Origin of the sequence: Rhodococcoides kyotonense, assembly GCF_900188125.1 — a bacterium.
GTDB classification, from domain to species: Bacteria; Actinomycetota; Actinomycetes; order Mycobacteriales; family Mycobacteriaceae; genus Rhodococcoides; species Rhodococcoides kyotonense.
In genome coordinates, this window is the sequence record NZ_FZOW01000001.1 from 301,619 (window position 1) to 319,293 (window position 17,675).

The 17,675-nt window shown below is 65.3% G+C and carries 21 protein-coding genes; 12 read left to right on the forward strand and 9 right to left on the reverse strand.

What is annotated here, in order from left to right; all coding sequences use genetic code 11:
• Positions 1 to 34 precede the first annotated feature (34 nt).
• Both CHB96_RS01335 and CHB96_RS01340 read left to right on the forward strand, forming a co-directional pair.
• Positions 35 to 700: a potassium channel family protein gene (locus CHB96_RS01335; protein ID WP_176444103.1), complete on the forward strand. Its 666-nt coding sequence runs from the start codon at positions 35 to 37 to the stop codon at positions 698 to 700.
• A 31-nt stretch (positions 701 to 731) separates the two neighbouring features.
• Positions 732 to 1,391 (forward strand): potassium channel family protein, encoded by a 660-nt coding sequence (locus CHB96_RS01340; RefSeq protein WP_089242757.1) that lies wholly within the window; start codon positions 732 to 734, stop codon positions 1,389 to 1,391.
• On the opposite strand, the gene CHB96_RS01345 is transcribed toward CHB96_RS01340, so the two are convergent.
• Both CHB96_RS01345 and CHB96_RS01350 read right to left on the reverse strand, forming a co-directional pair.
• Positions 1,388 to 1,960, reverse strand: coding sequence for a DUF3159 domain-containing protein (locus CHB96_RS01345; protein WP_089243045.1), 573 nt, complete (start codon positions 1,958 to 1,960; stop codon positions 1,388 to 1,390). The genes CHB96_RS01340 and CHB96_RS01345 overlap by 4 nt on opposite strands.
• Positions 1,961 to 2,101: 141 nt before the next feature.
• Entirely contained in the window at positions 2,102 to 2,479 is a 378-nt protein-coding gene (locus tag CHB96_RS01350; RefSeq protein ID WP_089243046.1) for an OB-fold nucleic acid binding domain-containing protein, read from the reverse strand.
• 141 nt (positions 2,480 to 2,620) lie between these two features.
• Here CHB96_RS01350 and CHB96_RS01355 point away from each other — a divergent pair, with 141 nt between their 5' ends.
• The gene (locus CHB96_RS01355) at positions 2,621 to 3,340 is read left to right on the forward strand and encodes an alpha/beta hydrolase (RefSeq protein ID WP_089242758.1); all 720 of its coding nucleotides are present in this window, start codon (positions 2,621 to 2,623) and stop codon (positions 3,338 to 3,340) included.
• 2 nt (positions 3,341 to 3,342) lie between these two features.
• Here CHB96_RS01355 and CHB96_RS01360 read toward each other — a convergent pair whose 3' ends face one another.
• Together CHB96_RS01360 and dut are read right to left on the reverse strand one after the other, a co-directional pair.
• A complete protein-coding gene (locus CHB96_RS01360) occupies positions 3,343 to 4,161 on the reverse strand; it encodes a DUF3710 domain-containing protein (RefSeq protein WP_089242759.1) in 819 nt (272 codons plus the stop codon).
• Positions 4,162 to 4,163: 2 nt separating this feature from the next.
• Entirely contained in the window at positions 4,164 to 4,670 is a 507-nt protein-coding gene (gene dut / locus CHB96_RS01365; protein ID WP_089243047.1) for a dUTP diphosphatase, read from the reverse strand.
• Between the two features lie 118 nt (positions 4,671 to 4,788).
• Between dut and CHB96_RS01370 the strand changes: the two genes are divergently transcribed.
• Complete coding sequence (locus CHB96_RS01370) at positions 4,789 to 5,328, forward strand: DUF3093 domain-containing protein (protein ID WP_089242760.1); 540 nt, start codon at positions 4,789 to 4,791, stop codon at positions 5,326 to 5,328.
• Positions 5,329 to 5,420: 92 nt separating this feature from the next.
• Here CHB96_RS01370 and CHB96_RS01375 read toward each other — a convergent pair whose 3' ends face one another.
• Complete coding sequence (locus tag CHB96_RS01375; protein ID WP_019664051.1) at positions 5,421 to 5,723, reverse strand: DUF4193 domain-containing protein; 303 nt, start codon at positions 5,721 to 5,723, stop codon at positions 5,421 to 5,423.
• A 500-nt stretch (positions 5,724 to 6,223) separates the two neighbouring features.
• Between CHB96_RS01375 and cei the strand changes: the two genes are divergently transcribed.
• Entirely contained in the window at positions 6,224 to 6,904 is a 681-nt protein-coding gene (cei, locus tag CHB96_RS01380) for an envelope integrity protein Cei (RefSeq protein WP_089242761.1), read from the forward strand.
• A gap of 12 nt (positions 6,905 to 6,916) precedes the next feature.
• Here cei and CHB96_RS01385 read toward each other — a convergent pair whose 3' ends face one another.
• Positions 6,917 to 7,759: an inositol monophosphatase family protein gene (locus CHB96_RS01385; protein ID WP_089242762.1), complete on the reverse strand. Its 843-nt coding sequence runs from the start codon at positions 7,757 to 7,759 to the stop codon at positions 6,917 to 6,919.
• Between the two features lie 217 nt (positions 7,760 to 7,976).
• Between CHB96_RS01385 and ppgK the strand changes: the two genes are divergently transcribed.
• Positions 7,977 to 8,780 carry a polyphosphate--glucose phosphotransferase gene (gene ppgK / locus CHB96_RS01390; RefSeq protein ID WP_176444062.1) on the forward strand — a complete coding sequence of 268 codons (804 nt, stop codon included), beginning with the start codon at positions 7,977 to 7,979 and terminating at the stop codon, positions 8,778 to 8,780.
• Between the two features lie 123 nt (positions 8,781 to 8,903).
• On the forward strand, positions 8,904 to 10,265 hold the full coding sequence (locus CHB96_RS01395; RefSeq protein WP_245865126.1) for an RNA polymerase sigma factor: 1,362 nt from the start codon (positions 8,904 to 8,906) through the stop codon (positions 10,263 to 10,265).
• Positions 10,266 to 10,323: 58 nt separating this feature from the next.
• On the opposite strand, the gene CHB96_RS01400 is transcribed toward CHB96_RS01395, so the two are convergent.
• Complete coding sequence (locus tag CHB96_RS01400) at positions 10,324 to 10,653, reverse strand: DUF952 domain-containing protein (protein ID WP_089243048.1); 330 nt, start codon at positions 10,651 to 10,653, stop codon at positions 10,324 to 10,326.
• Between the two features lie 274 nt (positions 10,654 to 10,927).
• On the opposite strand from CHB96_RS01400, the gene CHB96_RS01405 reads away from it, so the two are divergent.
• Entirely contained in the window at positions 10,928 to 11,122 is a 195-nt protein-coding gene (locus CHB96_RS01405; protein WP_089242765.1) for a DUF7455 domain-containing protein, read from the forward strand.
• Positions 11,123 to 11,197: 75 nt separating this feature from the next.
• Here the strand turns inward: CHB96_RS01405 and CHB96_RS01410 are convergent, their stop codons facing one another.
• Positions 11,198 to 12,937 (reverse strand): DEAD/DEAH box helicase, encoded by a 1,740-nt coding sequence (locus tag CHB96_RS01410; RefSeq protein ID WP_089243049.1) that lies wholly within the window; start codon positions 12,935 to 12,937, stop codon positions 11,198 to 11,200.
• A gap of 214 nt (positions 12,938 to 13,151) precedes the next feature.
• Here CHB96_RS01410 and CHB96_RS01415 point away from each other — a divergent pair, with 214 nt between their 5' ends.
• Positions 13,152 to 14,330 carry a YihY/virulence factor BrkB family protein gene (locus tag CHB96_RS01415; protein WP_089242766.1) on the forward strand — a complete coding sequence of 393 codons (1,179 nt, stop codon included), beginning with the start codon at positions 13,152 to 13,154 and terminating at the stop codon, positions 14,328 to 14,330.
• On the opposite strand, the gene CHB96_RS01420 is transcribed toward CHB96_RS01415, so the two are convergent.
• Positions 14,303 to 14,539: a DUF3039 domain-containing protein gene (locus tag CHB96_RS01420; protein ID WP_089242767.1), complete on the reverse strand. Its 237-nt coding sequence runs from the start codon at positions 14,537 to 14,539 to the stop codon at positions 14,303 to 14,305. The two genes, CHB96_RS01415 and CHB96_RS01420, sit on opposite strands and share 28 nt — an antisense overlap.
• A gap of 83 nt (positions 14,540 to 14,622) precedes the next feature.
• Here CHB96_RS01420 and CHB96_RS01425 point away from each other — a divergent pair, with 83 nt between their 5' ends.
• The 3 genes from CHB96_RS01425 (at position 14,623) to CHB96_RS01435 (ending at position 17,654) form a co-directional block, all read left to right on the forward strand.
• A complete protein-coding gene (locus CHB96_RS01425; RefSeq protein ID WP_089242768.1) occupies positions 14,623 to 14,991 on the forward strand; it encodes a DUF3099 domain-containing protein in 369 nt (122 codons plus the stop codon).
• A gap of 48 nt (positions 14,992 to 15,039) precedes the next feature.
• Entirely contained in the window at positions 15,040 to 16,533 is a 1,494-nt protein-coding gene (locus CHB96_RS01430) for a N5-glutamine methyltransferase family protein (protein WP_089242769.1), read from the forward strand.
• A 149-nt stretch (positions 16,534 to 16,682) separates the two neighbouring features.
• Positions 16,683 to 17,654: a sigma-70 family RNA polymerase sigma factor gene (locus tag CHB96_RS01435; RefSeq protein WP_089242770.1), complete on the forward strand. Its 972-nt coding sequence runs from the start codon at positions 16,683 to 16,685 to the stop codon at positions 17,652 to 17,654.
• Positions 17,655 to 17,675 lie beyond the last annotated feature (21 nt).

Below are 17,675 nucleotides of genomic sequence, written 5' to 3' on the forward strand. Positions count from 1 at the left end.
CCGGCGACGAACTGATCCGAGGGGAGCTACAGCGGTGTACGTAGTGGTGATGGGGTGTGGCCGCGTCGGCGCATCGCTGGCCGGCGCACTCCAGCGGATCGGCCACGACGTGGCGATCATCGACCGCGACGAGAACGCGTTCCTGCGATTGGATCCGACGTTCGACGGCCTGCGCATCGTGGGTATGGGGTTCGACCGTGACGTTCTCGTGAAAGCAGGCATCGAGAGGGCGGAGGCCTTCGCGGCCGTCTCGTCGGGCGATAACTCGAACATCATCGCCGCGCGCGTCGCGCGGGAGACGTTCGGCGTCGACAAGGTCGTCGCCCGGATCTACGACGCCAAGCGCGCCGCGGTCTACGAGCGGCTGGGAATCCCGACGGTCGCGACGGTCCCGTGGGCGACCGACCGGTTCCTGCACAACCTGTTGCGGGACGATCCGACCACGAAGTGGCGTGACCCGTCCGGCAGTGTCGCAGTGGTCCTGCTCGAGATCAACGACGGCTGGGTCGGGAAGAAGCTGACGCTGCTCGAGGAGTCGACGCGATCCCGAGTCGCGTTCATCATCAGATTCGGCACCGGGTTGCTCCCCGACAAGAAGACGGTCATCCAGGCCGACGACGAGATCTACGTCGCTGCGGTGTCCGGAACGGTGGCCGAGGCCATCGCACTGGCGAGCAACCCTCCCCCGTCCGACGACTAGTCACATCCGCCCCTGAAACGAACGGGAAACCATGAGAGTCGCAATCGCCGGCGCCGGCGCCGTCGGCAGATCCATTGCCCGCGAGCTGATTCGCAGCGACCACACGGTCATGCTCCTCGAACGCAAGCTCGACCATCTCGACCCGGACGCCATCCCCGACGCGGAGTGGGTCCTCGCCGACGCATGCGAGCTCCGACTGCTCGAGGAGTCGTCACTCGAGACGTACGACGTGGTGATCGCCGCGACGGGTGACGACAAGGCCAACCTCGTTCTGAGCCTGTTGGCCAAGACCGAGTTCGGTGTGAATCGCGTGGTGGCCCGCGTCAACGACCCACGGAACGAGTGGTTGTTCGATGCGTCCTGGGGCGTCGACGTCGCCGTGTCCACACCGCGAATGCTGGCTTCACTCGTCGAGGAAGCCGTCTCCGTCGGTGATCTGGTGCACCTGATGACATTCCGGAAGGGACAGGCGAACCTCGTCGAGGTGACGCTGCCCGAGAACACCCCACTCGCAGGCAAGCCGGTCAAGAAGCTGTCCCTTCCGCGAGACGCTGCGCTCGTGACGATCCTGCGTGGTGGACGAGTGATCGTTCCCCAGCAGGACGACCCGCTCGAAGGCGGCGACGAACTGCTGTTCGTCGCGTCGGTCGAAGTCGAAGGCGAACTGCGCGCCGCCGTCGGTCTGGTCTAGGCGTTCAAGGCTCGGTCTGCCCGTCGCACGGCCCAGAACGTGACGAGGAGCGCGACGCCGGTCAGAGGCCAGCCCATCGCGATACGTGCGATCGCAAGCCATCCGGTGTGATCGGAATCGTAGAGCTGCGACTGAACCACGTAACGAGCAGCGAAGACGAGTGCCCAGGCGAACGTCGCGATGTCGTACGCGTACACCGAGCGGCGGTTGGTCCGCCAGGTCGTACCGGTGCCGTTCAGATATCCCCAGGCGACGCCGACGAGCGGCCACCGCGCGACGATCGAGAGCACGAACACGGCCCCGTACAACAGGCTCGTGTAGATGCCGAACAGGAAGTATCCCTTGGCATCTCCGGTTCGGTAAGCGATGAAGGCGCAGATGCCGACGCCGAAGAATCCCGAGATCGCCGGTTGGATCGGGGTGCGCTTGACCAATCGCCAGATCATCACGCCGAGCGCGACGGCCAGTGCCGTCCAGATCGCAGCCGTCAGGCTGTCGAAAATACTGTTCACCGGCACGAAGACGATGACCGGCAGCGTCGACGACACGAGGCCCGACAGGCCGCCCATCTGTTCCAGAACGGTTTCTTTTCTGGGGGCGGGCACAGTCTTCTCGGTCTCCGGCGCGTTCTCCGCATCCGGTACCGTTCGTGCTTCCGGGGCTCTGCCGTCGCTGTCAGTCACGACATCGAGGGTGCCATACGCGAGAACTCAGGATTCGTCGCGGAGTTCGTAGTAGGGGTTGTAGACGATCTTACGGCCGTCGCGTACTCCGACGCGGCCCTTGATCATCACTGTCTTGCCGGGCTCGATACCGGCGATCTTGCGGCGGCCGATCCACACCAGCGTGACCGGGTCGGTGCCGTCGAAGAACTCGGCCTCGATGTTGGCGTTGGCTGCCTTCGAACACGTCTCCACGCTGCGAAGTCGCCCGAGCATGGTGACTTCCTCGCCGCGAGAACAGTCACATGCGCGGCGCGCTCCCGACGCTTCCGACGTCTCTGCCATTTCTTCGGCGTCGAGTTGATCGACGTCCTCGGTCAGCTTCCGCGTGAGTCGGCGGAAATATCCTGCGGCAGCGGGTGCCATGGTGCGCTCCTGGAGCATCTGCGACCGGTGCCCGGTCGCGTTGTAGGCCTGTACAACGGCCACTGTAGACCCGCGGGGCTCGCGGGGCCAACCTGCCGGTGCCGCACCGGCGACTTGCTCCGAGCGGGCACAATCGGCGGAATGAAATGGGCCACACATGCCGTCGTTCTTCCCGGTACCGGCTCGGACGCGCACTTCGCGCACGACGCCTTCGCGTCCGCTCTGACCAGTGTCGGAACGACCACGCTTGCAGTCGATCCCGACCCGCGTCGCGTCGTCGCGAGCTACGAGGACGCGCTCGACGACGCGGTCCGCTCACACGGTCCGATCCTCGTCGGCGGCATCTCGATCGGCGCTGCCGTCGCGGTGTCGTGGGCGCGTGAACACCCGGGCGCAGTCGTCGGAGTGCTCGCGGCTCTGCCGCCGTGGCTCGGCGAACCCGCCGACGCACCGGCTGCACTCAGCGCTCGATATACGTCCGCCAGATTGCACGAGCTCGGACTCGCCGAAGTGACCGCAGGCATGACAGCGTCCTCACCTACGTGGTTGTCCGACACGTTGACGCGTTCGTGGGCGTCGCAGTGGCCCGATCTCCCGAGTGCGCTCGACGAGGCAGCGAACTACGTCGCCCCCACGATCGACGAGCTTCGGCGAACTGCAGCACCGACCGCGATCGTCGCAGCGGTCGACGACCCGGTGCACCCGGTCGACGTCGGCCGTACGTGGCACGCGGAGTTGCAGAAGTCGGCGTTGACGACGGTCACTCTCGACGAGATCGGCAGTGACCCAGGTGTTCTCGGACGTCGAACGGTCCACGCTCTGGCATCGCTGCTCCAGAATCGAGCGGACCGTCCCGACTAGCGTCAGCCGAGTTGCTGCATCGCCGAACCCGATGTGCCGCGGCGCGGCCCTTCGGTCGGGGCAACCGGAGCTGCAGGCTGAGCTGCGGCGGGTTGCGCAGGCTGCCCTGCTTGCGGAGCGGCCGTCTGCTGTGCAGCCTGTTGCGCCTGCTGTTGCTGGGCCGCGGCGAGCTGCGCGGTCAGTGCCGCAGGCAGGACGACGGGAAGGGGTGTGCGCACCGGGTGCGGTTCGGTGCCGCGATCGACGATCGTCTGCGACAACACGTTTCGCGCGATCGAGACGAGCTGCGAATCGAGTCCGACTGCGCCCGACGGGCCCGCCAGCACACAGCGGACCATCCAGCGGTACCCGTCGATTCCGATGAATCTGAGGTCGGCATTCGCGGTGACGGCGCGCAGCTCGCGACCCCACGGGCCGGTCTCGACGCTGACCTCGGACTTGTCCGCCCGCAGCGACGCAGCCAGGTCCGCTGCGACCTCGCGCCACTGGCCCGGCGACTTCGGGGCGGCGTAGGCGGCGACGGTGATGCGCCCGTGCTGCGTCACGACGTGGACGGCCTGAGGCGCGCCTGCTCTGTTCATCTCGACCTGCAGTTGCCCGCCCTCGGGCAACGGAACGAGGACCGAACCCAGGTCGAGGCGAGTCTCCACGAGCGTCTCTCGGCTGTCGTCGACCTCGGTCAGGTCGAATGGACCGAGCGCCGGATCGAGGTTCGTCACCTCGTCCGCCTCGTCGCCGATCGACTCAGTGGCGGAGTCGTCGACAGCGTCGTTCACGGGCGCCGCGTCGGCAGCCGCATCCTTCTTGCGCCGTCCGAACATGATCAGTCTTCCTCTCGAGTCAGAGTGCGCGTCGATCCGGCGGCGGCCGAGTCGGTCAGGCTCGCGTGGCCTCCGCTCGATCCATAGCCACCGGAACCGCGCGTGGTGTCGTCGAGAGAATCCACCTCGACGAAGGAGCAGAGTTCGACGCGCTGCACCAGCAGCTGCGCAATTCGGTCACCGCGAACCAGGTGGATGGTCTCGCGCGGATCCAGATTGACGAGGCAGACCTTGATCTCACCGCGGTAGCCGGCATCGATCGTTCCTGGCGCGTTCACGATCGAGAGCCCGGACCGCGCCGCGAGTCCGGACCGCGGATGGACGAGCCCGACAGTGCCGAGCGGCAGTGCGACGGCGATTCCGGTGCCTACGACCAGCCGCTCACCGGGAGCGATACTCGCGTCGGCAGTGATGTGCAGGTCGACACCCGCGTCGCCCTCGTGGGCTCGCGTCGGCAACGGCAGACCGTCGTCGAGGCGCCTCAGTGGAATGGCCGGTGAATCGGACATCACCGGAACGTCGTCACGTCTTGCATCGTCGCTCACGTGGTCCGAGACTACGCGCCGCGGTCGGTGACTCCCAGCACGGCACGCAGCACCTTCGCGACTGGCACGTAGTCTGGAGTGCGTGCCACAGGACTCACGCCCCGATCTCGAACACTCCGCCGATTCTTCCGACGCGACGGACGCGCCGGCCGTCGTGTATTCGGAGAAGTTGTGGGTGCCGCTGTGGTGGTGGCCCGCAGGCCTGGCCGTTGCGGCGTTGCTGGCCGCCGAAGTGCACATGGGCGCCCCTGGTTTACGTGCCTGGCTCCCCTACGTCCTGCTGCTTCCGTTCCCGCTGTGGGCGCTGTACTGGCTGAGCCGCATGCGGGTCGAGGTGATCGAGGACTCTCAGGGCAATCGGGAACTGCGTGTCGGGCGTGCGCACCTACCGCTCGACGTGGTCGATCGCGTGGCCGCCGTGCCCGGAACAGCAAAAAGTGCGGCACTGGGAAGGCAGCTGGATCCCCTTGCCTTCGTTCAGCACCGCACTTGGGTCAAACCGATGGTCTTGATAGTTCTCGATGATCCCGACGACCCCACCCCCTACTGGCTGGTCAGTTCCAAGAGACCTGACGATCTGGTTGCTGCACTGGCCAAGCCCACCCCCGGAGATCGCCAGTAGGCGATCTCGGCTTTCCAGCACGTCGGCCGATCCGTGTGGATCGGTCGCGCAGCCGCTATCGCGAGCAGCTGCTGTATCGAGCAGCCGTTCGTCTAAGCGGCACAGTCACGGCAGACGAGCACGCCGTTCGCATCGCTTGCAAGCCTGCTCCTGTGATGAACCAGGAAGCAGCTCGAGCACGTGAACTCGTCGGCCTGCTTCGGGACGACACGGACGGACAGTTCTTCTCCGGACAGGTCTGCACCCGGAAGTTCGAACGATTCCGCTGTGTCCGACTCGTCCACGTCGACTACCGCGGACTGCGCCTCGTTGCGACGTGCCTTCAGTTCTTCGAGTGAGTCCTCGGAGACATCGTCGGATTCTGTTCTTCTCGGTGCGTCGTAGTCGGTTGCCATTGTTCCTCTAACCCCTCGTCTTCTTTCGTGATCTCCGGTGGTGCTGCTGTCGACGTCCAAGCTCGGTCGCCGGCTGTGAGGAGGCGTTTTGCGTTGCTCCCACCGTCCTTGTTCGTGTTGAACGCACGAGAACCTCGTAAGGTGCCCGAAACCACCGGGTAATGCCCGATAGATCTCGGCCCGAAACACACTTCGGCCCTCAGAGGCGATCCCGCTTTCCACCGATTCGTCTCTGTTCTGAAACCACCGGGGCCGCCAGACAATAGCCGAAGCTACGTCGTTTGACGAAACCGAACCGCCGAAAACGTCGAAATCGGTCGTGCAGGGGCAAGAACAACGACACGGCCCGTGCCATTCCCGCGTAGCCGAACCCCGACATTCGCGGCGCCACGCCGACAGACGCAGCCGGACTTTCACCAGGGAACTAGAGTGAGCGGGCGCGATGGGACACGTTCGCATCGCCGTAACCGAACCGCACGACGGAAAGGCGTATCCACACCGTGGTTTCTCTGATCACCGAAGGTAGTTCGGTCGACGATCGCGGACGCCCGTTCCGTCGTAGGCGCGGCCTCCCCATCCTCATCGTTCTCCTCGTTCTCGCATTGCTCGGCGTCTTCACGTGGATCCGAGTCTTCACCGGAGGCGAGACCGTGACGGCGACGGTCGAATGCAACGCGCCGTCCACGACACCGGCCGCGGACGGCACCGTGCCCGCGGAACTCGGTGAACGCGTGGACCGCTCGACGCTTCTCGACTCGGAGCCCGCGGCGCTGTCCGCGACCCGCGTACGCGTGTTCAACGCGAACGGCGAATCGGGGCAGGCCGCCACCGTCGCCGCGGAGTTGAGCGACTACGGCTTCGCGAGCGCGCCGGACGTACAGGTCGGCAACGATCCGGTCTACACCGACCAGAACATGCAGTGCCAGGGCCAGATTCGCTTCGGCGCCGGCGGAACGGCAGCTGCGAGCGCCGTGTGGCTCGTGGCACCGTGCGCCGAACTCATCCAGGACAGCCGCCAGGACGACACCGTGGATCTGGCTCTCGGAACGTATTTCAAGGATCTGCAGCCGAATTCGGACGCCGAGTCGGTTCTGCAGTCCTTGGCGGGAGTCACTCCCGGAACTCCCGCCGCACCACTCGACATCGATCTGCTCGACGCTGCCCGCCAGGCGAGCTGCTGACGACCGTGGTCGTCAGTCGGACGGAATCGGTGCGAGCGCGCCGATTTCGTCCAGCATCGCGGTGAAGTCCGCGTCGATTCCTCGCGCAGCCGCGACCGTGACGGCACCGTCTGCACTCGACGAACTCGGCGACGGCACACGAACAACCGCGCCCGCCTCCTCCGCGATCAACGAGCCTGCTGCCCAGTCCCACGGACTGAGCCCGTGTTCGAAGTGCGCGTCGACCGCACCCGACGCAACCATGCACAGATCCAATGCCGCCGAGCCGACGCGTCGGATATCCCTGACACGCGGTAGCAACTCACCGATCAGGCGTCCCTGCACGGTCCGGCGACCGGCCGAGTACCCGAACCCGGTGGCCACCAACGCAAGTGAGACGTCGGTGATCGGATTGCAGGTCAAGGTCGTGACCGTGCCGTCGGGTGCCGTCGCGTGTGCACCCGACCCTCGCGCTGCGCTGTAGACGATGTCTCGGGCGACGTCGACGACGACCCCGACGACGCTGACGCCGTCGATCTGCGCGGCGACCGAAATCGCGTATGCGGGAAGCCCGTACAGGAAATTGACGGTCCCGTCGATCGGGTCCAGTACCCATCGGATGCCCGCGACGGAGTCGGTGCGGCCGCCACCTTCCTCGCCGAGGATGGCGTCGTCGCCGCGCCGCTCGGCCAGCAATCCACGCAGAACCTGCTCGGTTTCGGTGTCGACGATCGTGACCGGGTCGGTCGGCGTGCTCTTGGTCTGCACGGACACCTCGTGCCCCGGCGTCGGATCGGCGTCGGGGCCGAAGACCTCGGGACGTCGTACGCGCACGTGAGCGGCTGCGGCCTGCGCCACTTCCACCGCCACGTCCATCAGCGACGACAACAGGGCCGCATCGTATTTCGTCGGGAGTCGGGGTGAGGTAGCTGGGTTGGACACACACCTATCGCATCACACGAGACGCCGCGGGCACCACCCGTGCACGAGACGCGGACGCAACCGAACTCCGAATCCGTCCTCGGCCCACTATTCTCGTCAATGGCATTACACGGCATCTCTCGATTCCCACGACACCAGGAGCATGCGCCACATGACACAGGCAGGTTCGGGATCGCATTCCGCAGGCGACACGCAGCGACACGGATTCGGTGTTGACGTCGGCGGCAGCGGCATCAAAGGGGGCGTCGTCGACCTCGTCACAGGTGAGCTCGTCGGCGACCGGTACAAAATCGAGACACCCCAACCCTCGACGCCGGAAGCCGTCGCCGAGGTGGTCGCCGAAATCGTGAAGTACTTCGATTGGACGGGCCCCGTCGGAGTGACGCTTCCCGCCGTCGTCACGGCCGGTGTGGCGCGTTCGGCAGCGAACATCGACAAGGGCTGGATCGACACCGACGCGAAGGCGCTCTTCGCACGAACGATCGGCAACGACCTGATCACCGTTCTCAACGACGCCGACGCCGCAGGTGTGGCCGAGGACCGCTACGGCGGCGGCAAGGACAAGAGCGGCGTGGTCGTACTGCTCACGTTCGGCACCGGAATAGGCTCCGCCGTGTTGCACGACGGCGTGCTTCTCCCCAACACCGAGCTGGGCCATCTCGAGGTCCACGGCAAGGAAGCCGAGCATCGCGCTGCGTCGTCGGTCAAGGAGAGAAAAGAACTCTCGTACAAGGAATGGGCCAAGGAGGTGTCGAAAGTCCTCGAGACGTTCGAGGCACTCCTGTGGCCGGATCTGTTCATCGCCGGCGGCGGAATCAGTCGCAAGAGCGAGAAGTGGATCCCGCATCTGACGAACAGAACACCCGTGGTGGCGGCCACTTTGTTGAACACTGCCGGCATCGTCGGCGCAGCTCTCGCGGCCGACACAGCCGCCGCAGGAGGCCACGCTCGGTAACAAACTCTTCACGGGTCGTTACAATGGTTGATGCCGGTCTGCACGCCGGCACAATCGACAAGACCTCTCCGCCGGAAACAACTCTGGCGTGACGCCGCACGACACCGTCACGAAAGGGCGTACGTGGCAGCCACCGATATCCGTCAGACCGTGGATTCAGCAACAGAGTCTGCGAGCCCTGCACCTGCTGCGGAGGCACCGAACGGAGCCGTCCCACCGGCGACCAAGGCCGCACCGGCGAAGAAGGCCGCAGCCAAGAAGGCTCCCGCCAAGCGCGCGGCAGCCAAGAAGGCTCCGGCGAAGAAGGCCACTGCCAAGAAGGCTGCGGATGCTTCCGGCACCGATGGCGACGAGGACTCCCCGGGTATCGACGACATCGATATCTCCGAGGGCGACATCGCAGCTGCCGCCAACGACGTCGTCGAGGTCGTGGCGACGGACGACGACAGCGAAGAGGACGGCACGTCCGAGCCCACCGCGGAGGACAAGGCGTCGGGCGACTTCGTCTGGGACGAGGAGGAGTCCGAGGCTCTTCGTCAGGCCCGTAAGGATGCAGAGCTCACCGCGTCGGCCGACTCGGTTCGTGCGTACCTGAAGCAGATCGGCAAGGTCGCTCTCCTCAACGCCGAGGAGGAGGTCGAACTCGCCAAGCGCATCGAAGCAGGCCTGTTCGCCACCGAGAAGATGCGCGAGTTCGCCGAGAAGGGCGAGAAGCTTCCCGTTGCCGCCCGACGCGACTACACGTGGATCTGCCGCGACGGCAACCGCGCGAAGAACCACCTTCTCGAAGCCAACCTTCGCTTGGTCGTCTCTCTCGCCAAGCGGTACACCGGGCGCGGCATGGCGTTCCTGGACCTCATCCAGGAAGGCAACCTCGGCCTGATTCGCGCGGTCGAGAAGTTCGACTACACCAAGGGTTACAAGTTCTCCACGTACGCCACGTGGTGGATCCGTCAGGCGATCACCCGCGCCATGGCCGACCAGGCACGCACCATCCGTATTCCGGTGCACATGGTCGAGGTCATCAACAAGCTCGGCCGTATCCAGCGTGAGCTGCTCCAGGATCTGGGCCGCGAGCCCACTCCGGAGGAGCTCGCCAAGGAAATGGACATCACGCCGGAGAAGGTGCTGGAGATCCAGCAGTACGCGCGTGAGCCGATTTCGTTGGACCAGACCATCGGCGACGAGGGCGACAGCCAGCTCGGCGACTTCATCGAGGATTCCGAGGCCGTCGTCGCTGTCGACGCGGTGTCGTTCACGCTGCTGCAGGATCAGCTGCAGTCGGTGTTGGAAACGCTCTCCGAGCGCGAGGCCGGCGTCGTTCGACTGCGTTTCGGTCTCACCGACGGCCAGCCGCGCACGCTCGACGAGATCGGCCAGGTCTACGGAGTCACGCGCGAGCGCATCCGTCAGATCGAGTCGAAGACCATGTCGAAGCTTCGCCACCCGTCGCGTTCGCAGGTTCTGCGCGACTACCTCGACTGACAGAAGTTCGTACACGAAAACTGCCGTCCCGGATTCACCGGACGGCGGTTTTCGTCTGTCACAGAGCAGGCGGGGCGAACGAACCGTCGCTGTCCGGCAGGTACCCCTGCACAGCGGTCACGGCTGCGGACGGAAGCGGACCGTACAGATGCGGGAACAGCATCGACTCCGGGTCGTCGGCGACACCGGGTTCCCACCGAACCGGCGATGCGAGTAGTTCCGGGTCGAGTACGAGCAGGACGATGTCCCGGCGTCCGGCGAACAGCCGACCGGCCGGTAGGTGAACCTGTTCCGGTGTCGACAGGTGGATGAACCCCGTCTCGTCGTAGTCGGCCGGGCGACGAAACCCGGACGCCTGCGCGGACACCCATTCCTCTGCGCTGCACATGTGCAGCAGAACACCTGATGAATTCGTCACTGACCGATCCTACGAGGACGGCACGACGTCGTGGCCACTCAGCTGTGAGCGAACACGAAAGCGACACCGCACGGCTCGCCAGCAGCAGCAAGACATGTTTCGTGTTAGTGACAACACAAAGAAACGCCCTCGGGAACAACGCATGACGCCCAAACGTCTGACAGAGTGAACAAACCGCGCCATACCGACGCGGCGGACCGGCCCCAGGCAATCGGGTCATACCGAAAGCCAGTACGGAGGAGTCATGCCCGGAACATTGACCAGCCCACAATTGACAGCAGCCGACCGGTGCGACCGGTGCGGTGCAGGGGCTCGTGCACGTGTTGTGCTCTCGACCGGTGGAGAACTCCTGTTCTGCAACCACCACGCCAAGGAGCACGAAGACCGGCTGCGTGAGATGAACGCAACGGTGATGACCGAATCGGACTCTGCGGTGTAACCGGCTCGCCTCGGTAGAAACACCAAGAACGGGTGGCTCCAACTGGAGCCACCCGTTCTTCGTATCCGTACCTCACTACATCTTGCGCAATTGCGCGATGCGTTCACCGAGCTGATCGGCCGTCGCCATGGCGGTGGGCGGCCCACCACAGATGCGTCGTAGATCGCCGTGAATGACTCCGTGCGGCTTTCCCGTGCGGTGGTGGTACACCGCGACCAAACTGTTGAGTTCACGCCGCAGACCGGCAAGCTGGCCCGCCGTGGACACTCGTTCCGTGACCGCCGCAGGCGCAGGCACCGTCGGCTCCACCGTGCTCGGCTTGTTCATCTGCTCCTGCTGACGCTGCCGCAGCAGGTCTCGCATCTGCTTCGCATCCAGTAGCCCTGGCAGCCCTAGATAGTCTGCTTCCTCGTCGCTACCGGAGAACGTCGCCGTTCCGAACGAGGATCCGTCGTAGATGACCTGATCGAGTTCGGCGTCGGCACCGAGAGAGGTGTACGCCTTCTCCTCGTCGCCCGGTTCGTCCTTCTGCTTGTTGGCGTCGGCGAGCAGTTCGTCGTCGAGGCCGTCCTTCTCGCGGTGCGGCTTTCCGAGGATGTGGTCCCGCTGAGCCTCCAGCTGGCTGGCGAGGTCGAGCAGCACCGGCACCGACGGGAGGAAGACGCTCGCCGTCTCTCCCGGCCGCCGCGACCGCACGAAACGACCGATCGCCTGGGCGAAGTACAGAGGGGTCGACGCACTGGTCGCGTAGACGCCGACCGCCAGGCGCGGGACGTCGACGCCCTCCGACACCATGCGCACCGCGACCATCCATTTCTGGGTGCCCTTCGCGAACTCCGCGATCCGTGCAGACGACGTCGGGTCGTCGGACAGCACGATGGTCGGAGTTTCGCCGGTGATCACTTCGATCAACTTCGCGTAGGCACGCGCGACCGTCTGGTCGGTCGCGATGACCAGGCCCCCGGCGTCGGGCATTCCGCCGCTGCGGAGCTGTCCCAGGCGAGTGTTGGCGGCCAACAGGACTGCGGGCATCCAGTCGCCCTGCGGGTCGAGCGCAGTGCGCCATGCCCGCGCGGTCTGTTCCGCGTTGAGTGGCTCACCGAGGCGTGCGGTGTACTCCTCCCCCGCACTGTCTCGCCACCGCGCTTCGCCGGAGTAGGCAAGGAACACGACGGGACGAACGACGCCGTCCGCCAGCGCATCCGAGTACCCGTAGGAATGGTCTGCGCGCGAGCGCATCAGCCCGTCGCTGTCCGGCTCGTACGTCACGAACGGGATCGCGCTGTCGTCGCTGCGGAACGGCGTACCGGTGAGCGCGAGACGGCGGGTCGCGTCGGAGAAGGCTTCCCGGATTCCCTCGCCCCAACTCTTCGCGTCACCGCCGTGGTGGATCTCGTCGAGGATGACCAGAGTCTTCCTCGCCTCGGTGCGGACGCGATGCCGGAACGGGTGCGACGCGATCTGCGCATACGTGACGACGACGCCGTGATAGTCGCTCGACGTCTGGCCTGTCGAATTGGAGAATTTGGAGTCGAGCGCGATCCCCGACCTGGCCGCGGATTCCGCCCACTGATGCTTGAGGTGTTCGGTCGGGGCCACGACGGTGATCTGGTCGACCGTGCGATGCGCCAGCAGTTCCGATGCGACGCGCAACGCGAACGTGGTCTTACCGGCGCCCGGCGTCGCCACGGCGAGAAAATCCTTGGGTGCCGCGACCAAGTACTTGGTCAGCGCACGCCTCTGCCACGCACGTAGCGGCGTGCCCCCTGGTGACGTCCCTGTGCCGGCGGTTGTCTGATCTGTTGTATCGGTCATGTCCGCGCTCACTGGCCCCCGGTTCCTGGCATCGATCGAAGTCCTCGTTTGCAATTGGAATGAGAAGCGGTAGCCCTGCAATGTCCGCGGTGGAGCCTATCGCTCCCCACCGACCGAATCCGAATCGCAGCGAGCAGGATTCGGCGACTCGCCGAGCGACACGGGCGGGGCGGGATGGGCATTCGGGCGCGTCGTCAGGAATGCTGGAGGGACCATGAGCGAATCTGCAGGCGAGAGAGTCCACGACGAGAGGCTGTCCAAGCGACGCCCGTTCCATCTCGTCTGGACTGTGGCTCTGCGCACAGCGAGCAAGGCGTGGGACGACTCGATCTTCAGCAAGGCAGCGACGGCCGCGTTCTGGCAGACGCTGTCGCTCCCCCCGTTGCTGCTGGGTGTTCTCGGCAGTCTCGGATTCGTGGCCGGATGGTTCGGACCGAACACGATCGACATCATCGAATCGAAGATCATCACGTTCAGCAGCAGTGTGTTCAGCGACTCCGTCGTCGACGGCATCATCGAGCCGACGGTCCAGGACATCCTGCAGCAAGGCCGCGGCGAGATCGTCTCGGCGGGATTCCTGCTCTCGTTGTGGGCTGGGTCGTCGGCGATCTCGACGTTCGTGGATTCCATCGTCGAGGCCCACGGCCAACAGGATGCTCGAAATCCGATCTGGCAGCGCATCTTCGCGCTGCTGCTCTACGTCGGCTTCCTCGTCGTCGCGGTGTTCGTGCTGCCCCTGGTCGCGCTCGGACCGACGTTCGTGCAGAGGATTCTGCCGGACTCGTGGTTCGAGATCGGCAGCGAACTGATCGACTTCTTCTACTATCCCGCGGTCGGGCTTCTGCTCATCGCAGGACTGACGACGCTGTACAAGGTTGCGCTGCACAAGTCGTTGCCGTGGCATCGCTTGCTCGGCGGTGCACTTCTCGCGGGCGTCTTCTTCATGATCGCCAGCGCGGTGCTGCGGATCTATCTGACGTACATCACCAGCACGGGCTACACGTACGGCGCCTTGGCCACCCCGATCGCGTTTCTGCTGTTCACGTTCTTCCTCGGATTCGCGGTGGTGCTCGGCGCCGAGTTCAACGCGACGATTCAGGAGTTCTGGCCTGCCCGTGCGACGCGCATCGACCAGATGAAGGAATGGCTCGCAGCGCAAGCTGCGTTCGAGGAGTCGCATCCCGTGACCGTCGTCGCCCGACGCCTCGCGACGGGTCCGATCCGGATAGTCGGCAAGAATCCGTCGGTGCCTCTGTCGGAAGGCCCCGAACAGGGCGCCCCCGAACAGCCCGACCCGCGCGCCGAGACGGACGGCTCACCGACCGACGTTCGCGAGGCACCCAAGGAGAACCAGGGTCGACGAGGTCAGTCGCCCTTCTTCAACCCCTCGTAGATCTTCTTGCAGTCCGGGCACACCGGCGAACCCGGCTTCGCGGACTTGGTGACCGGAAACACTTCTCCGCACAGGGCGACGACGTGCGTGCCCATCACAGCGCTTTCGGCGATCTTGTTCTTCTTGACGTAGTGGAAGAATTTCGGCCGGTCGTCGTCGGTGGTCTCGTCGGGCGCAATGTCGGGACGTTCCTTGGTCTGAGTGCTCATGATTCGATTATTCCGCACGGCGCCGTCCGAATCGAACGGATGCGACAAGTGCAATTCGGCGGCGCGAGTGCAACAGTGGAGACATGACGAGAACACCGGGGTTTTCCGGCTCGGCCGAGAGCGGCTCGGCCCGTAACCCCGTATTGATCACCGAGGCCGAGAGTTCGGTCGAGGAGCAACACCGGGCGCGAGTGCGCAAGTACATGTTCATCATGTCGTTCCGCATTCCCGCGCTGGTGCTCGCTGCCATCTCGTACGGCATCTGGGCGAACCCGTGGATCGCGATGGCGATCGTCGGAGTATCGATTCCCTTGCCGTGGATGGCAGTCCTCATCGCCAACGACCGCCCACCCCGCACCAAGGACGAAGTCAGCAGATTCGACGGCCGTCGCGGCGATCGACGCGAGGTCGAAGCCCGCGCACACCGTGTCATCGACCAGAGCGACGACTGAGTCCGGAGCACCTCGGCTGCCACACGGCCCAGCTGAAAGACTGGGCTCGTGACTACAACGCTGCTCTCGATCTGCCCGGCTCTGCGTACCGCGTTCGAACGCACCCGATACGACGCCGATTCCCTGCTCGAGGCGCTCGGTGACGCTGCGCATGCGGCACTCGGCCGCAGCGAGCCCGTACCGATTCGGCTGGCCAGCCACACCAAGGGTGATCTCGGCGTCCTCATCCGACTGTTCCTCCTCGTCGACGACATCGACGAGAACGACGCCGCGCGAGCGCTCGCGCCGCTGACCGTCGACGCCGCCGTCGAGGCAGGTCTGCTGGATCGCGTCGTCGAGGGAACGGTCCGAGCCCTGCTGGACGTCAGGCCGCTCGACGCAGGCGACGGCACGCGCTGGATCGTCTCCGATCTCGACGGCAGCATGCGACCCGCACCGACGGCGCCCGATCACGTGCTGGGCGTCGGACAGGCGTCGTTGTCGCTGCTGCGCGGAACACCGACGACACACGTACGCGACGTCCTCGACGTCGGCACCGGGTGCGGCGTTCAGGCGGTGCACGCCGCGGGGTACGCCGATTCGGTCACCGGCACCGACATCAGCGAGCGCTCGATGCAGCTGGCCGCCGTGACCGCAGCGTTGAACGACCTGTCGCTCGAGCTGATCTCCGGTTCCTGGTTCGAACCCGTCGCCGGACGCACGTTCGATCGCATCGTCGCCAATCCGCCGTTCGTCGTGGGACTCGGCACCGTCGAGCACAGCTACCGGGACTCGGGCATCGACCTCGACGGCGCGTCGCAGCTGATGATCGGCGAGGCACCGAAGTATCTGAAACCCGGAGGGACGGCAGCAATTCTCGCGTCGTGGCTGCACGTCGACGGCGAGGACTGGCGCGCGCGGGTGGCGTCGTGGCTGCCCGATCACGGCGTCGACGCATGGATCCTGCAACGAGACGTTGCGGATCCTGCCCTGTACGTCGGCACATGGATGCGCGACGGTGGTCTGGATCCGAAAGACCCGGCCAACGCTGCACTCGCGCAATCGTGGCTCGATCACTTCGCCGCCGCGGATGTCTCGGGCATCGGGTTCGGGTTCGTGTACCTGCGCGCGACCGACCTGCCGACCGACGTGCTCGCCGAGGATCTTCGACATGCGTTCGACGATCCGCTGGGCAACGAGGCGATCGCCTACTTCGACCGGTTGACGTGGTTGCGCGAGAACGACGTCGCCGAATCCGTCTTCGAACTCGATCCTGCGACGGCACTGGAGCATGTGTCGCTTCCGGGCGACGACGGGTGGCGGACCGAGGTGATTCGTGTGCACCGAGGCAACGGGCCGAACTGGCAGCACGAGATCGACGACGTCGGCGCCATGTTGCTCGCCGGAATGCGCGCGGGTGGTCTGCCGTTGAACGAACTCGTCACGCTCCTCGCCGCAGCTCATGGGTTGGACGAGGATGCGTTGTCGGAGGCAGCGCTCGAACTGACCGTGGCGCTCGTCAGGCACGGCCTCGTGGTGCCGTCCGGGGTGGTTCCCGCCTGAGTTCCCCTCCGGTGCCTTCTCAGCAACTTCTCAGGACGTGCGAGGGATAGGGCCTGGTCAAGCGGGTATCACGTGGTGGTGCGGTGGGAACTTTTCGAGCTCGCCCGGACGTTGATCCCTATGAGACACCACCGATCAGGAGGCAAGTCATGACAAGCCCCAGCACCACGACCCGCCCACGTCCCACCGATGCCGATCTCGACGCTCAGAGCCCGGCAGCCGACCTTGTTCGCGTCTACTTGAACGGCATCGGCCGCACTGCGCTGTTGACCGCGGACGAGGAAGTGGATCTGGCCAAGCGAATCGAAGCTGGGTTGTACGCCAAGAACGTTCTGGAGAATTCCAAGCGCCTCACGGCGGCGAAGAAGCGCAATCTCGCGATCATCGTCCGCGACGGAAGCGCCGCGCGCAGTCACCTCCTCGAGGCGAACCTCCGTCTCGTCGTGTCGTTGGCCAAGCGCTACACCGGTCGTGGAATGCCGTTGCTGGACCTGATCCAGGAGGGCAACCTCGGGCTGATCCGTGCGATGGAGAAGTTCGACTACGCCAAGGGCTTCAAGTTCTCGACGTATGCCACCTGGTGGATCCGTCAGGCCATCACACGCGGAATGGCAGATCAGAGCCGCACGATCCGTCTGCCCGTCCACCTCGTCGAGCAGGTGAACAAGCTCGCCCGCATCAAGCGTGAGCTGCACCAGCAGTTGGGCCGCGAGGCAACCGACGAGGAACTGTCGAACGAGTCGGGCATCGCGGTCGAGAAGATCGCCGATCTCCTCGACCACAGCCGCGATCCGGTCAGCTTGGACATGCCGGTCGGTAGCGACGAAGAGGCGCCTCTGGGCGACTTCATCGAGGACTCCGAGGCCACGTCGGCCGAGAACGCGGTCATCGCCGGGCTCCTGCACAGCGACGTGCGTACCGTGCTCGCGACGCTGGACGAGCGTGAGCAGCAGGTCATCCGCCTGCGCTACGGCCTGGACGACGGTCAACCCCGCACTCTCGACCAGATCGGCAAGCTGTTCGGCCTGTCGCGCGAGCGTGTGCGTCAGATCGAGCGTGAAGTGATGGTCAAGCTTCGTCAGGGTGATCGCGCCGAGAAGCTTCGGTCCTACGCCAGCTGATTGCCCTCACGGGCACACGAG

Bases quoted from the DNA above. Each gene is read 5' to 3' on its own strand.
- CHB96_RS01340 (WP_089242757.1), top strand. From the start codon at position 732: ATGAGAGTCGCAATCGCCGGCGCCGGCGCCGTCGGCAGATCCATTGCC.
- CHB96_RS01345 (WP_089243045.1), bottom strand. From the start codon at position 1,960: ATGGGCGGCCTGTCGGGCCTCGTGTCGTCGACGCTGCCGGTCATCGTC.
- CHB96_RS01350 (WP_089243046.1), bottom strand. From the start codon at position 2,479: ATGGCACCCGCTGCCGCAGGATATTTCCGCCGACTCACGCGGAAGCTG.
- CHB96_RS01355 (WP_089242758.1), top strand. From the start codon at position 2,621: ATGAAATGGGCCACACATGCCGTCGTTCTTCCCGGTACCGGCTCGGAC.
- CHB96_RS01360 (WP_089242759.1), bottom strand. From the start codon at position 4,161: ATGTTCGGACGGCGCAAGAAGGATGCGGCTGCCGACGCGGCGCCCGTG.
- dut (WP_089243047.1), bottom strand. From the start codon at position 4,670: ATGTCCGATTCACCGGCCATTCCACTGAGGCGCCTCGACGACGGTCTG.
- CHB96_RS01375 (WP_019664051.1), bottom strand. From the start codon at position 5,723: ATGGCAACCGACTACGACGCACCGAGAAGAACAGAATCCGACGATGTC.
- CHB96_RS01385 (WP_089242762.1), bottom strand. From the start codon at position 7,759: ATGGACGTGGCGGTGGAAGTGGCGCAGGCCGCAGCCGCTCACGTGCGC.
- ppgK (WP_176444062.1), top strand. From the start codon at position 7,977: ATGACACAGGCAGGTTCGGGATCGCATTCCGCAGGCGACACGCAGCGA.
- CHB96_RS01400 (WP_089243048.1), bottom strand. From the start codon at position 10,653: ATGTGCAGCGCAGAGGAATGGGTGTCCGCGCAGGCGTCCGGGTTTCGT.
- CHB96_RS01405 (WP_089242765.1), top strand. From the start codon at position 10,928: ATGCCCGGAACATTGACCAGCCCACAATTGACAGCAGCCGACCGGTGC.
- CHB96_RS01410 (WP_089243049.1), bottom strand. From the start codon at position 12,937: ATGACCGATACAACAGATCAGACAACCGCCGGCACAGGGACGTCACCA.
- CHB96_RS01415 (WP_089242766.1), top strand. From the start codon at position 13,152: ATGAGCGAATCTGCAGGCGAGAGAGTCCACGACGAGAGGCTGTCCAAG.
- CHB96_RS01420 (WP_089242767.1), bottom strand. From the start codon at position 14,539: ATGAGCACTCAGACCAAGGAACGTCCCGACATTGCGCCCGACGAGACC.
- CHB96_RS01425 (WP_089242768.1), top strand. From the start codon at position 14,623: ATGACGAGAACACCGGGGTTTTCCGGCTCGGCCGAGAGCGGCTCGGCC.
- CHB96_RS01435 (WP_089242770.1), top strand. From the start codon at position 16,683: ATGACAAGCCCCAGCACCACGACCCGCCCACGTCCCACCGATGCCGAT.